The organism is Pedobacter sp. HMWF019 (assembly GCF_003061025.1).
Classification (GTDB): Bacteria; Bacteroidota; Bacteroidia; order Sphingobacteriales; family Sphingobacteriaceae; genus Pedobacter.
This window is the reverse complement of sequence record NZ_QAIL01000141.1, coordinates 1-15,048: the sequence shown is the minus strand read 5'-3', so window position 1 is coordinate 15,048 and position 15,048 is coordinate 1. Positions and strand designations below refer to the sequence as shown.

8 protein-coding genes are annotated in these 15,048 nt (G+C 43.0%); 2 read left to right on the top strand and 6 right to left on the bottom strand.

Going from position 1 to position 15,048, the window contains the following annotated elements:
- Positions 1–314: 314 nt before the first annotated feature.
- The 3 genes from DBR11_RS08995 to DBR11_RS08985 are packed head-to-tail and all read right to left on the bottom strand — an operon-like array spanning position 315 to position 6,040.
- A complete protein-coding gene (locus tag DBR11_RS08995; protein WP_233260698.1) occupies positions 315–1,691 on the bottom strand; it encodes a TolC family protein in 1,377 nt (458 codons plus the stop codon).
- 24 nt (positions 1,692–1,715) lie between these two features.
- Positions 1,716–4,886, bottom strand: coding sequence for an efflux RND transporter permease subunit (locus DBR11_RS08990; protein WP_108551771.1), 3,171 nt, complete (start codon positions 4,884–4,886; stop codon positions 1,716–1,718).
- Between the two features lie 5 nt (positions 4,887–4,891).
- Positions 4,892–6,040 carry an efflux RND transporter periplasmic adaptor subunit gene (locus tag DBR11_RS08985; RefSeq protein WP_108551769.1) on the bottom strand — a complete coding sequence of 383 codons (1,149 nt, stop codon included), beginning with the start codon at positions 6,038–6,040 and terminating at the stop codon, positions 4,892–4,894.
- A gap of 221 nt (positions 6,041–6,261) precedes the next feature.
- Here DBR11_RS08985 and DBR11_RS08980 point away from each other — a divergent pair, with 221 nt between their 5' ends.
- Positions 6,262–6,885 (top strand): metalloregulator ArsR/SmtB family transcription factor, encoded by a 624-nt coding sequence (locus DBR11_RS08980; protein WP_108551767.1) that lies wholly within the window; start codon positions 6,262–6,264, stop codon positions 6,883–6,885.
- 46 nt (positions 6,886–6,931) lie between these two features.
- Here DBR11_RS08980 and DBR11_RS08975 read toward each other — a convergent pair whose 3' ends face one another.
- Entirely contained in the window at positions 6,932–9,598 is a 2,667-nt protein-coding gene (locus DBR11_RS08975; RefSeq protein ID WP_108551765.1) for a valine--tRNA ligase, read from the bottom strand.
- 121 nt (positions 9,599–9,719) lie between these two features.
- On the bottom strand, positions 9,720–11,873 hold the full coding sequence (locus DBR11_RS08970) for a DPP IV N-terminal domain-containing protein (protein ID WP_108551763.1): 2,154 nt from the start codon (positions 11,871–11,873) through the stop codon (positions 9,720–9,722).
- Between the two features lie 381 nt (positions 11,874–12,254).
- Here DBR11_RS08970 and DBR11_RS08965 point away from each other — a divergent pair, with 381 nt between their 5' ends.
- A complete protein-coding gene (locus DBR11_RS08965) occupies positions 12,255–14,294 on the top strand; it encodes a M13 family metallopeptidase (RefSeq protein WP_108551761.1) in 2,040 nt (679 codons plus the stop codon).
- Positions 14,295–14,359: 65 nt separating this feature from the next.
- On the opposite strand, the gene DBR11_RS08960 is transcribed toward DBR11_RS08965, so the two are convergent.
- Positions 14,360–15,048, bottom strand: a 689-nt coding sequence (locus tag DBR11_RS08960) for a LytTR family DNA-binding domain-containing protein (RefSeq protein ID WP_108551759.1), incomplete at its 5' end; no start/stop codon positions are given.

Below are 15,048 nucleotides of genomic sequence, written 5' to 3'. Positions count from 1 at the left end.
CCCTCTGCATCATACCCGGATCTCCCCCCTGCTTATGGCGCAAGCAAAATCTACTGTGTCTGCGAGAAGGCATTGGCGGGTTTGCGGCCCCTTCAGGACGCCTAAGCCGGTGCAGCCTTAGAGTCAGACCAGCAGGTTTTGCGGTAACATAACACCCTCTGCATCATACCCGGATCTCCCCCCTGCTTATGGCGCAAGCAAAATCTACTGTGTCTGCGAAAAGGCATTGGCGGGTTTGCGGCCCCTTCAGGACGCCTAAGCCGGTGCAGCCTTAGAGTCAGACCAGCAGATTTTGCGGTAACATAACACCCTCTTTACATCCCTCCAAGCGCCCTATACAAACCAATAACAGCGTTCCACTGCTCCAGCTGATCATTAACTACTTCCAATTCCGCAGCCAACAAACCCTGCTCCGAAGTCAACACATCCGTATAATTCGTCGCCGAGCTATACTTCAACAATTTCTTCGTAAAATCCACAGACCGCTCCAGCAACACCACCTGTTTCTTCCTGATCTCCCGCTGTTCACCCGCAGCCTGCCATCCATACAAAGCATTAGAAACCTCTTCAGCCGCATTCAATACGGACTTTTCAAAAGCATAACCTGCCTGCTCCTGAGTAGCCTGCGCCGTCCTTAACCTTGCTTTATTAACCCCCTTACTCAGAACCGGTTGTAAAATCCCCGCAGCCACATTTCCAAAAAGACCAGGCGCACTTAACCAATCCTTAAAACTAAAACTGGTAAAACCCCCAGCCGCAGTTAAACTGATAGAAGGATAAAACAACCGCCTCGCCACATTCGTATCCTCAAAAGCCGCTCTGAACGCATACTCCGCCTGTTTAACATCCGGTCTGTTCTGCAAAAGCTGGGCAGGGATCCCCGCATGAAGATCCATTAACAATTTCTGCTGATTCAAACTCCCCCTTAGAATCGCTGAGGCAGGTCTGGCCAATAAAGTATTCAATGCATTCTCCGTTTCCCTGATCTGTCTTTTCAATTTAGGAATAGCCACTTCAGCACCATACTGATTCGCCTCGCTTTGTACCTCGGCGGCACCATTAACAATATTTGCAGTCATTAAAGATTTCATAGCTTTCACATCCTCTTTCCGGTTGCTCACCGTCTTTTCCAAGATCCTCAACTGCTCATCCATCGCAAGAAGTGTAAAATAGAAGCTCGAAATATCCGCAACCAATTGTGTCTGTACTACCTTTTTAGCCTCTTCAGATTGGAGCATTCTGGCCAGGGCAGCTTTTTTAGCACTCTTTAGTTTCCCCCAGATATCTGCTTCCCAGCTTGTATTCAGAGATACATCATACTGCGTAGAATTATTAACCAGGCCAAATCCCTGCGGAAAGGCCAGTTTAGATCTCGTAATCCCAGCTTTCCCACTCAGTTCCGGCAAAAAAGCCACCTTACTCTGCATCATCGCAGCATGAGCAACATCTATTTGCTTTACAGCTATTTTCAGATCCAGGTTTTTAGCCAGGCCTTCCTGCACCAGTTTTTTCAATAAAGTATCCGTAAACAACTTGTCCCAGGGTAGGGTAATAATTGACGTTGTATCCTTATCTTCCTGTCCCGGATAGCTATTGTTGATATTCACTTCTGGCAGCCGGTATTCTTTTGCACTTCGGCAAGAGAACATCAGAACAGCCAGAAATAAAAACCCTATATATTTATTCATCATTTCATCTATTTATGGTTCACTATTTTAATTCAGAGCCTGAAATTCAACAGGTTCAGGTTTATAATCTATAACTTCAGCCTTTTTATTCCCGCCAATCTTCTCCTGGATCCCCTGAAAAACGATAAATAAAATTGGGATCACAAATACACCAAAAACAGTCCCGATCAGCATACCCCCAACCGCAGCCGTACCAATAGAGCGGTTACTAATGGCACCAGCACCTGAAGCAAACATTAAAGGCAGTAAACCGAAAATAAAAGCAAAAGATGTCATCAAGATAGGTCTTAGCCTGGCGGTTGCCCCCGCAATCGCAGACTGAACCAGGCTTCTACCGCTTAAACGGTTCATCAAAGCAAACTCAACAATCAGAATGGCATTTTTGGCCAGTAATCCAATCAGCATAATCAAACTGATCTGCAGGAAAATATTATTGTCCAGGCCAAACAAACGGGCAAACAAGAACGCACCAGCCAAACCAATAGGCAAAGAAAGCAATACAGAAAACGGAAGAATATAGCTTTTGTACTGGGCACTCAGCAAGAAGTAAATAAATAGCAAGCTCAATATAAAGATCAGCATCGTCTGACTACCGCTGGAAAGCTCCTCCAACGTTAAGCCCGAAAACTCAAAAGTATAACCTTGCGGAAGCGTTTTTGCCGCCACTTCCTGAATGGCCTTTATAGCATCTCCAGAACTATAACCCGGTTTTGGTGCACCATTTACCGATGCAGCCGTAAACAAATTAAAACGATTGATAAACTCCGGTCCATAGATCTTTTTCAGCTCAATAAATTCAGATATCGGTGCCATTGTTCCCCGGTCGTTCCGTACAAAGATCTTGTCAATAGCCTCCTTGTTCATCCGCTGGGAAGCCTCCGCCTGGATCATTACCTTATACTGTTTACCAAAACGGTTAAAATCTGAGGCATAAATTCCACCAAGGTATCCCTGCAAGGTATTCAAAACCGTATTCACCTGAATTCCAGCCTCTTTACATTTAGCCACATTGACGTTTACTTCATACTGCGGAAAACCGGTATTATAAGAAGTTGCTGCATACATTACCTCCGGACGTTGGTTCAGTGCCCCCATAAAGCCACCAATCACCTGGTTAAAGGCCTGATAAGTCCCCCCGGTTTTGTCCTGGAGCTTAAACTCAAAACCATCGTTATTTCCGAAGCCCTGCAGGGTAGGTGCTGCAAAAAAGATAATATTTGCACCTTTAATTCCAGCTGTTTTCGCAAACAACTGCCCCACAACACTCTGAATATCCTGTCCCTTTTTTGTCCTTTCTTTCCAGGGTTTCAGCCGGATAAAAATAGCCGCATAGGAACTACCCGTACCGCTCATTAAATCCATACCTGCCAAACGGGAAGACAGTTCCACCTCCGGAATGGACCTGGCAATACTGTCAATCTGGTTGGAAATTTCTTCTGTACGCTCCAGCGAACTGGCTGGAGGAAGGATCACGTTACCATAAATAGAACCACTATCTTCATTAGGCACAAATCCGGTTGGGGTAGTTTTAACCAGGAACCAAAACAGCAAACTAAACAAGGCAATACCCACAAAAGAGATCCATTTTCTGCTCACCAGGAAGATAACGGCCTGTTTATATCTTGCTGTCATCCGGTTAAAAGAAGCATTAAATCCGGCGTAAAACCGTTGCAGGAATCCTGTCTTCACTTTCTCATGATCCCCATGCGGTTTCAACAGCAAGGCACATAAAGCAGGGCTCAAGGTCAAAGCGTTCACTGCCGAGATCAGAATGGCCACTGCAAGCGTTAAACCAAATTGCTTGTAAAACACCCCAACAGACCCAGTCACAAAAGTTACCGGAATAAATACCGAGGCCATGATCAGGGTAATAGAAATAATCGCTGTACTAATTTCGCTCATGGCATGCATGGTCGCCTTCTTGGCAGATTTTGCACCCTGATCCAGTTTAGCATGAACCGCCTCAACCACTACAATAGCATCATCCACCACAATTCCAATAGCCAACACCAGGGCAAACAAGGTTAGCAGGTTAATGGTGAAACCAAATAACTTTAGGAAAAAGAAGGTACCGATAATCGCAACCGGTACTGCAATCGCCGGAATCAATGTAGAACGAAAATCCTGAAGAAAAATAAAGACCACAATAAATACCAGGATAAAAGCCTCTATGATTGTGGAAATCAATTTAGAAATCGATGCATTCAGGAACTCATTGGCATTGGTAAATACACTATATTTTACCCCCTTCGGAAAAGTAAGTGCCGCATCTGCCAGAATCTTTTCACATTGTTTAATGATCTCATGCGCATTAGAACCTGAAGTCTGGTTAATGGCCACATAAGGCGATTCATGCCCCTGAGCAATCAATGTACTGGAATAGGTAAACGATCCCAGATCAACGGCCGCCACATCCTTTAATTTCAACACCTGTCCATTGCCCACCGATTTCAGGATGATATCACCAAACTGTTCTGGCTTCTCCAGGCGGCCCGTGTATTTCAGGGTGTATTGAAAGGACTGGTTGCTGTTCTCTCCCACCTTACCCGGCGCAGCCTCAATATTCTGTTCTGCAAGAGCGCTCATCACATCCGAAGGAATCAATCCATAAGCCGCCATAGCGTCCGGCTTTAGCCAGATCCTCATACTGTAATCTTTACCACCATATACCTGGGCATCTCCCACCCCATGTACCCTTTTGATCTGAGGAATAATATTGATCCTTAAATAATTGTCCAGGAAACGCTGATCGTACTTTCCATTTTCACTATACAACAAAAATGAAAACACCTCACTATTCAGCCTTTTACTCGTTGTAATTCCCATTTTAATCACCTCAGCAGGCATCAGGCTGGTCGCTTTAGTGATCCGGTTCTGCACGTTCACAGCCGCCATATCCGGATCAGTACCCTGTTTAAAATTGATGGTGATGTTCGCTGTACCATCATTACTGGCTTTGGATGTCATATAGGTCATATTCTCTACACCGTTAATCTCTTCTTCCAAAGGCACAATCACACTTTTCATAACCACATCGGCACTCGCTCCCTGATAAGAAGTTGTTACTTCAACCGCCGGAGGAGCAATATCCGGATATTGGGAAATAGGCAAAGAATACAAACCCAGTAAACCAAGTATCACAATGATGATCGATATCACAGTAGACAATACCGGATTATCAATAAACTTTTTTAACATAATTTTTAAATTTTAGAAGAGACCAAACGCTTAATTTTAGGAGATACGGGTTTGATCTCCATGCCGTCTTTAAGCGCACCCGCACCTTCAGTAACCAGCTTGTCGCCTACCTGCAGTCCTTTTTTAACCACATAGAATTCACCCGAAGGAACATCCAGGATTTCGATTTCGGTGCTTTTTACTTTTCCTTTTGGATCCACCGTAAAAACCATCGTTTTCTCCTGCATTTCATAAGTTGCTTTTGAAGGGATCAATAACGCCTGCTTCAAAACTACCGGGATCCGGATCGTTGCGCTAGCCCCGCTCCTGAGCAGAGAAACTGGATTGAGGAAACTGGCCCTCAGATTTACTGAACCTGTTTCTGTACTGATCAACCCACTTAAAGTCTCCATCCTTCCCTTCTCCGGATAGACCTTTCCATTGGCCATCAACAACAGAACTGGTGGAAACTGACGAAGTTTATCTTCCATCGTTTTTCCAGTATACTGATCCACAAAGTCAAGGAATTTCTTTTCATTAAAAGAGAAATAAACATATACCCGGCTGATATTGGATACCGTTGTGAGTGGTTGTGCAGAACTGCTGCTTACCAGGCTCCCGGTCTTGTAGGGAATATTTCCCACTACCCCATCGGCCGGACTGCTGATCATCGTATAACCCACATTTGTTCTGGCATTAGCTAAACTGGCTTTTGCCTGTGCTAAAGCAGCTTCCTTGGCATGCTGATTAAAGGAAGCCTGCTTCAATTCATAATTGCTGATGATGCCTTCTTTAACCAGAGGAATTGTTTTCTCCACCTGCATTTTAGCGGTATTCAATTCAGCTTCTGCATTCTTAATTGCCGCAGAAGCTGTTCTAATCTCCTGCTCATACTGCGGAGCATTGATCCTGAATAAAGGCTGGCCTTTTTTCACCACAGCGCCTTCATCAACAAAGATCTTTTCGACAAAACCGTCAACTTTAGGACGGATCTCTATATTCTGCTGTCCCTGAATCGTTGCAGGATAGTCATTGTTTATAACCGCATCCTGCGTTTCCACCTGCATCACAGGAAATTCTGCAGGCTGGCCCTGCCCTTCAGACGGTTGCTGAGGTCCACAAGCAATAAGCAACGTTACTGCCAGGCTTATTAAAGGTAAATTTATAGGTTTCATATCATACTGTATTTTAAAATTTTTGACAAAAGCATTCCATGCCCCCTAAGCACCAGGCTCAGGCAGTGAAATACAAAAAGATTATTCTCAGGTAAAAAAAGGGTTAAAGAGGGTTATGTAAATTCATGCATATCATCAAAATAAATCGTGAATATTCTTAAAAGTTAAGCAAAGTTAGTACTTTTGTGAATAAAACAACTAATTACTTGTTTTATTAGATTATGAAGACAAATAAATTCTTAATGCTGCTGAAGACGCGTGGTGCCTTAACAGCAGCTGAAATCGCCAAAGAACTGGGAATGACCAGTGAAGGCGCAAGATTACAGTTGTTAAAACTTACCGAAGAAGGACTGATTCAGAGCCAGCATGAATCCAGAGGAGTAGGCAGACCTACACAGTTCTTTACACTCACTGCTTTGGGCAACGCTGGTTTTCCCGATACCCATGCAGAACTCACCGTCAAGCTGATCCAGCTCATTAAACAAAACCTTGGAGAGGAAGCGCTTCAAAGCGTTATCAACGCTAATGAAATCAGCGGCAAAGAAAAATACCAGCGGGAGCTGGAATCCTTAAGCGATCTGGAAACCCGGATTGGACGACTTGCAGAGATCCGGACAAGAGAAGGTTATATGGCCGAGTACAGTAAAGACGAAGAAGGCTATTTACTGGTCGAAAACCACTGCCCCATCTGCGCGGCCGCCCAGGTATGCCAAGGCTTCTGCAGTTCAGAACTAAATACCTTTAAATTTGTATTGGGAAATAGTGTAGACATCTCCAGAGTAAACCACATCATTGCAGGCGACAGAAGATGCGCCTACAGGATTACCCTAAAAAAAGCGAGCTAAAGACCATCAGATCCTTAGCTCGCCGCTCTTTATTTATATCTATCTTTTAGCTTACCAGCGCAGAAAGACTTTCTTCAATAATTCTGATCTTGGATTCTGCATCTGCCTGCTTATTGCGTTCATTTTGAATAATTTCCGGTTTTGCATTCTGCACAAAACGCTCATTACCCAATTTCGCATTTACAGACTTCAGGAAGCCTTGCAAATAAACCAGTTCCGCATTTAAACGTTCTCTTTCTGCATCTACATCAATGGTTTCATTCAGCTGGATGAAAAATTCATCGTTACCAACCATAAAACTCGCAGCACCTGGAATCTTATCATTCACAAACTCAACTTCATTAATATTAGCCAGTTTGAAAACAATATTCAACCATTTCTCATAATCCAGGGTAGAATTCACCTTAATATTCAATGGCAGCCCCTCTTTAGGAGAAATCTGTTTTGTATTTCTGATGTTCCTGATCTCCGCAACTACCTGTTTAACTACCTCAACATCTTTTAAGATCTGGCTTTCTGCCGTTGTAAAAGTTGGATAAGACGCAACAATGATACAATCCAATTCTCCTTTTTCACCAAACAGTTCATCGTGCCACAATTCCTCTGTAAGGAATGGCATAAACGGATGCAGTAATTTTAAAATGCGCTCAAAGAAACCAATAGTTGCTTTCAAAGACTCCGCATCAATCGGATGCTGATAAGCCGGCTTAACCATTTCCAGGTACCAGGCACAGAAATCATCCCAAACCAATTTATAGGTCGCCATTAAAGCTTCAGATAAACGGTATTGTTTAAAGTTATCTTCAATTTCTGCTAATGCCTCATTGAAACGGCTTTCAAACCAGGAAATCGCCTGTACATTTGGATTTTCCAGCTGATCGTTAACTTCCCATCCTTTCACCAAACGGAAGGCATTCCAAATCTTATTGGCAAAATTCCTTCCCTGTTCGCAATAGCTTTCATCAAACATCAGGTCATTACCTGCAGGAGAACATAACAACATTCCTACCCTTACACCATCTGCACCATATTTTTCAATCAGGCCAATTGGATCTGGAGAATTCCCCAATGATTTAGACATTTTGCGGCCCAGCTTATCTCTAACAATACCCGTCAGGTAAACATTAGTGAAAGGTTTTTTACCCATAAACTCATGGCCGGCCATAATCATACGCGCCACCCAGAAAAACAAAATTTCAGGTGCTGTAACCAGATCATTTGTTGGGTAATAATAGCTGATCTCTTTGTTTCCCGGATTCTTAAACCCATCAAACACAGAAATTGGCCACAACCAGGAAGAAAACCAGGTATCCATTACATCCGGGTCCTGTTTTACAAAAGGCGACAGCTGGTTTTTATAACCCGCAGCCTCTTCTGCTGTAAAACTGCCTTCTTTATCTTTTAATTTCAGGAATTCCTCTAAAGCCTCTTCTTTGGTTTTAGCTACTACCCAATTGCCCTGATGATCATACCAGGCCGGAATTTGCTGTCCCCACCATAACTGACGGCTGATGTTCCAGTCACGCACATTTTCCATCCAATGGCGGTACGTGTTTACAAACTTTTCCGGAATCAGTTTAACATCTCCATTCAGTACATCGTCTAAAGCCGGTTTAGCCATTTGGTCCATCTTACAGAACCACTGCATAGACAGCTTTGGCTCAATCGCCGCATCTGTACGCTCAGAAAAACCAACCTGCGATTTATAATCTTCTACCTTATCCAGATGGCCAGCTTCGTCCAGCAATACCGCAATTTTCTTTCTTGCAGCAAAGCGGTCTTCACCTACCAGGATAACAGCAAGTTCATTTAAAGTACCATCATCATTCAGGATATCAATAACAGGCAATTTATGTTTAACACCCAACTCATAATCATTCAAATCATGTGCAGGAGTTACTTTCAAACAACCCGTACCAAAATCCATCGTTACGTATTCATCTTCAATAACCGGGATTTCACGGTTAATTAAAGGCACAAATACTTTTTTACCTTTTAAATGGGTATAGCGTTCATCATTAGGGTTGATGCAGATCGCCGCATCCGCCATAATCGTTTCCGGACGCGTTGTTGCAATCGTAATGGAATCTTCAGAACCTGAAATGGTATACTTAATATAATACAACTTCTGATTCACTTCCTTGCGGATTACCTCTTCATCAGAAACCGCCGTTTTGCCTGCAGGATCCCAGTTTACCATACGGATTCCCCTATAGATCCAGCCCTTTTTATACAAATGGATAAAACTGTCAATTACCGCAGCAGACATATCCTCTTCCATCGTAAAGCGGGTACGGTCCCAATCGCAGCTTGCACCCAGTTTTTTCAGCTGATCCAGGATAATACCTCCGTACTTTTCTTTCCATTCCCAGGCATAAGTCATAAACTCTTCACGGGTAATGTTTTCTTTACTGATGCCTCTTTCTTTCAGCATCGCTACCACCTTCGCTTCGGTAGCAATAGAAGCATGATCTGTTCCAGGTACCCAGCAGGCATTTTTACCCTGCATACGTGCCTTACGGATCAATACGTCCTGAATGGTGTTGTTCAGCATGTGCCCCATGTGTAAGACCCCTGTGACATTTGGCGGAGGAATTACAATTGTATAAGGCTCACGTTCATCAGGCTCAGAGTGAAAAAACTTCTTTGAAAGCCAGTAACTGTACCATTTGTCTTCGGTTGCTGCCGGATCGTATTTTGTAGAAATGCTCATTATATGCGAAAAAATATCTGTATGAATTGCAAAAATAAAGAAAAAAAGACAGATGACAGAAACAAAAAAAGGTCTGGTGCACAAGTTGTACACCAGACCTTTTTCATCAACTAAAATACCTCTATTTTAAATTCTGCATAAAGTAATCGGTCACTTTCTGGTACAAATGTGCACGGTCTTTACCTAACACATTGTGTTCATGTCCCGGATAGATCATATAATCTACCTGTACCCCTTTATCTACAGCACTTTTCACCAAAGAAACCGTATTCTGTTGCAATACAACAGGATCCTGCATACCATGAATTAATAACAACTTACCTTTCAGGTTTCCAATTTTCTGCGTCAGATCTGTTGCTGCAAAACCTTCAGGATTCTCTTGAGGGGTATCCATATAACGCTCGGTATACATCACCTCATACAAGTTCCAGTTGATCACCGGTCCGCCAGCAACTGCTGCTTTAAATACTCCAGGGTGGTTCAGCATAAAATCAACCGTATTGAAACCGCCAAAGCTCCATCCAAACAAACCCATCCGATCTGCATCTACATAAGGCAAAGCTTTCAGGTAATCTACCCCTGTCATCATGTCCTGCATCTGCACATCTCCAACTCTGCGGAACATGGACTGTTCAAAAGCTTTACCCCTGTTGTCACTTCCATGTGTATCCATCACAAACACTACATAACCTTGTTCTGCCATATAACGGAACCAATAGTCGCCAGCACCCGCATTCCAGCTGTTCAGGATCAATTGAGCGTGCGATCCGCCATACCAATACACCACAACAGGATATTTTTTGCCCGCATCATAACCCACAGGTTTATACAAACTGCAATACAAAGGATCTCCTCCGGCACTTTTAATGGTGAAGATCTCCGATGCCTTGGTATTGTAATCTGCCAAAGGATTTTTAGCCTGCAATAAGGTTTTTGAATGTCCGCTGGCAACTTCCGAAAGCAAAATTGTTCTTGGATCCTCTGGCGTGCTGTAATTATCAATAACAGTTTGCCCTGAAGTACTTACCTGCGTCGTGTGCACGGCAAAACCACTGGTCAATCTTCTGGATTTAGCCGCTTTCACATTCAACACATATAAATTCCTTGTTATCGGCGACTCTTCGGTAGAAACATAGAACAGATTATCTCCTTTTTGATCAAAACCCTTTACTTCCAAAACCTCCCATGCACCTTTAGTCAATTGCTTTAACAATTTGCCTTTCACATCGTACAAATACAAATGGTTCCAGCCATCGCGATTACTTTGCCAGATGAATTTTGAGGGATCGTTCTTCAGGAACAACATCGGCACCAATGGCTCCACGTATTTCTCGTCTTTCTCTTCAAATAAGGTTTTCACAAAATTACCACTCACCGCATCGTATTGGTCCAGCTTCATATGGTTCTGGCCACGGTTCAATACAGCGATATAAATATATTTATCATCCGGGCTCCAGGCAATATTGGTCAGATACTGTTCTGCAGGCTCCCCTGTTTTTAAATACACCACAGTTCCGGTTACCGCATTGTATACACCAACCGTAACATGATGACTTTTTTGTCCAGCCATCGGATACTTGATGTTTACATTTTTTGCCGGGATGCTTGTCCAGTCAATGATCGGATAATCGGCCACCATACTCTGATCCATCCTGTAAAAAGCAAGCACTTTACCGCTATTGCTCCAAAATGTACCTTTAGCAATACCAAACTCATCCCGGTGAACAGAAGAAGCATATACAATATCAGAACTTCCATCCTGAGTAACCTGCTTCGCATCCGCAACATTAGCAACAAATAAATTAAAATGATCCAGGTAAGCTGTATAACCTGCTTTACTTTGCTCCACATTTCCTTTTGCAGCCGTTGCTGCATCAATCAAAGTGGTGAAACTACCCTTAGCCGGGTTATACGCAACCTTCTCTCCTTGAATATTTAAAATCCAGTCTGCACCCTGATTAAATTGAACCACAGGCATCGCTTTCAATTCTGTTCTGCCCGCAGCTTTCAATTTTTGGTTCAACTCTACCAAAGTCAACAAGTTTTTTTCTTCCTTATTTTTAAAATCCCCCGTAAGCCAGGTCACATCGTTTCCCGAACGTTTTGCATACACATATTGTTCTGTCCCATAAACAAACTGGATCTGGGAAAGGTTCTCCGGCGCCAGCGTCGTTCTTGCATTCAGCATTGCATCCTGCATTGTCAAGTTCTTATTTTGTGCACCTGCATAGAAAAACAGGCTCAAAAAAGGGAATACTAAAAGAAATTTCTTCATGCTTATAAATTAGTTGGCCAAATGTAATGATTTTTAGAATGCTGGGGTAGACCGCCCTAAACGTCCATTCTTATTAAATAAATTGAGATCTGCACAATAAATTATGTTAAAAAATGTTAATACTGTATAAATCAAGAGATCATGAAGTCGCTTAAAGTATTTTCTTTTACAGGGCATATCATCAGAAAACTGGGCTTAACCAAACTCTATTACTGGTTCAATAAGTAAAATTTTCATTAGACAGGCTAATTGTTTAAATCTATTCCCTAATTTCAGTTTTTATTGTACCTCGTTGTACATACTAACTTATTAAATAAAGATTGACGACAGGTTTTCACCTATTCCTGCCCCAGTCTTCTTTGAGACATAGATAAAACACGTATGAATTTACAAGAACTGAAAAGCTATTTTGCTATTTTGGGAATTGTGGCCGCCAGCTATTCTGCTTCCGCACAACAACATCCAGCTAAATTAATTGATCCAGCCAACATGGACCTGAGTGTAAAGCCAGGAGATGATTTTTATGAATATGCCAGTGGCACCTGGATTAAAAACAATCCCGTTCCAGCCAAAGAAACCCGCTGGGGAAGTTTCAATGAACTTCGCGATTTTAATATTAACGCCGTAAAAGGCCTGGTACAGGATGCTGCCGCAGATAAAGCTGCACCCGCAGGTTCTCCCAAAAGACGCGTTGGAGATTTCTATACCGCAGCGATGGATAGCCTTACTATTGAAAAACTAGGTTACACCCCCATCAAAGCAGACCTTGCCCGGATCAAAAAAATAAAAGACCTTCAAGGCATACTCCAGGAAGCCATTACCATGCGCTCGGCGGGCATTGCCAATCCAATGTTTGGCTTCTACGTTTCGCAAGACAGAAAGAATGTCAACAAATACCTACCATCCTTAAGCCAGGGCGGCACTACACTTCCCGACCGCGATTACTACCTGAAAGACGATTCCCGTTCTGTAAAAATCAGAGAAGCCTATACAAAATATATGACCACCCTGTTTACATTAACAGGAAGTTCCCAAACAGAAGCTGCTCAAAAAGCCGCAACTGTCATGGCTATCGAGAAGCAACTTGCCCAGGCCCAAATGAGCCGTCTCGAAATGCGTGACCCTTATAAAACCTATAATAAATTTACAGTAGCAGATCTCTCCAAAACTACCCCAGGTTTAGACTGGGCAGCTATTCTGCCAAAACTTAAAGTAACCGGACAAGATACCCTGCTGGTTTCTGCACCAAAGTTCTTCACCAGCCTGGATGGTTTACTCAAAACTGTTTCCGTAGCAGACTGGAAAACCTATCTGGAATGGAACGTGTTAAAGAACAGCGCATCCTCCCTGAGTTCTCCCTTTGTAAACGCGAACTTCGCCTTTACACAAGCACAAACCGGTCAGCGTATACAAACACCAAGATGGCAAAGAATGTCTTCTTTAACCGATAACAATATCGGCGAACTCCTTGGACAATTGTACGTAGCCAAATACTTTAAGCCCGAAGCCAAGGCCAGAATGGAAGAGCTGATCAAGAACCTGCGTACCGCATTTGAGATCAGAATTAAAAACCTGGAATGGATGAGCCCGGCAACCAAAGAAAAAGCATTGGAAAAACTTCATGCATTTACCCCAAAAATCGGATATCCTGAACACTGGAAAACCTATGAAGGCCTGGCTATTACACCAACTACCCATTTCCAGAACCTGCGCAATGCAGACGTATGGGCTTACAATGATATGATCAGCCAACTGGGCAAACCAGTAGACCGTACCCGTTTCGGAATGACACCTCCAACCGTAAATGCCTATTACAGCCCAACAATGAATGAAATTGTATTCCCTGCCGGAATCCTGCAATTCCCATTCTTTGCCCCTGATGCAGACGACGCCGTGAATTACGGTGGAATCGGAGCAGTTATCGGCCATGAAATGTCGCACGGATTTGATGACAGCGGTAGCCAGTATGATAAAGACGGTAATCTACGCAACTGGTGGACAGCAGAAGATAAAGCCAAATTTGAAGCCAAAACCAAGGCATTAGGCGAGCAGTTTGACGGCTATACCGTATTGGATACCATCCACGTCAACGGAAAACTGACCATGGGAGAAAACATTGGCGACCTGGGTGGTTTGAATGCAGCCTATACCGCTTTTAAACTGACCAAGCAAGGACAGTCTGAAGAGAAAATTGATGGCTTTACCCCTGATCAGCGTTTCTTCCTTTCCTGGGCACAGGTTTGGAGAGGAAACATCCTGCCAGAATCAGCCGCACAGTTGATCAAAACAGACCCACATTCCCCAGGTCCTTACAGAACTATTGGCGCACCAGTTAATATGGACGCCTGGTACAAAGCATTTGATGTAAAACCAGGTGACAAACTGTATAAAAAACCGGAAGACCGCATCCGCATGTGGTAAATAACCAGTAAAAATCATTAATAAAGGCATATAGATATCTATATGCCTTTATTAATTTATAAGCATTAAAGGATCTGCATTCGTTTATTTAATGCCGAACGATAGGCATCAGATACAGGAACCAGGCTTTTATTAATGATTAAAGTTCCACCCTCCAGGGTATCGATCTTATTCACATTGACAATAAAAGAACGGTGAACCCGCAGGAACATGCTTTGTGTAAGTTTTTGTTCTACTGATTTTAAAGAAGAGTGGATGGAATACACCTGATCGGGAACATAGATCTTCACATAATCTCCCATCGCTTCCAGGTATAGAATATCTGCCGCTTTTAACCTCCTCACTACGTTTGAATCCCGGATAAAAACAAACTCATCCTCTTTATGGCCAATTGAAATACTTTTGGTCTTGTACAAATCCCGCGCCTTTTTAACCGCCTGCATAAAACGAACCGGAATAATAGGTTTGGTTAAAAAATCCACTACATTCAAATCAAAAGCCTCTGCAGCGTAGTCTGTACGACCCGACGTAAAAATAATCATCGGTCGTTTATCGCCAAGATTTCGTACCAGTTCAATTCCCGTCATGCCAGGCATTTCAATATCCAGGAACAGAAGATCGATCTGGCCTTCTATAACCTCTCTGCAGGCATCGATCGCATCTTCACATTCTTTAATGAGCGTTAAAGAAGAATCCATGCTGATCATCTGCTTCAGTGCAGTAAGTGCAATTTTGTTATCATCAACAATTAAGC

What these genes read in the sequence shown, in the direction of transcription:
- DBR11_RS08995 (WP_233260698.1), bottom strand. Translation starts at nt 1,691, where the DNA reads ATGATGAATAAATATATAGGGTTTTTATTTCTGGCTGTTCTGATGTTC.
- DBR11_RS08990 (WP_108551771.1), bottom strand. Translation starts at nt 4,886, where the DNA reads ATGTTAAAAAAGTTTATTGATAATCCGGTATTGTCTACTGTGATATCG.
- DBR11_RS08985 (WP_108551769.1), bottom strand. Translation starts at nt 6,040, where the DNA reads ATGAAACCTATAAATTTACCTTTAATAAGCCTGGCAGTAACGTTGCTT.
- DBR11_RS08980 (WP_108551767.1), top strand. Translation starts at nt 6,262, where the DNA reads ATGAAGACAAATAAATTCTTAATGCTGCTGAAGACGCGTGGTGCCTTA.
- DBR11_RS08975 (WP_108551765.1), bottom strand. Translation starts at nt 9,598, where the DNA reads ATGAGCATTTCTACAAAATACGATCCGGCAGCAACCGAAGACAAATGG.
- DBR11_RS08970 (WP_108551763.1), bottom strand. Translation starts at nt 11,873, where the DNA reads ATGAAGAAATTTCTTTTAGTATTCCCTTTTTTGAGCCTGTTTTTCTAT.
- DBR11_RS08965 (WP_108551761.1), top strand. Translation starts at nt 12,255, where the DNA reads ATGAATTTACAAGAACTGAAAAGCTATTTTGCTATTTTGGGAATTGTG.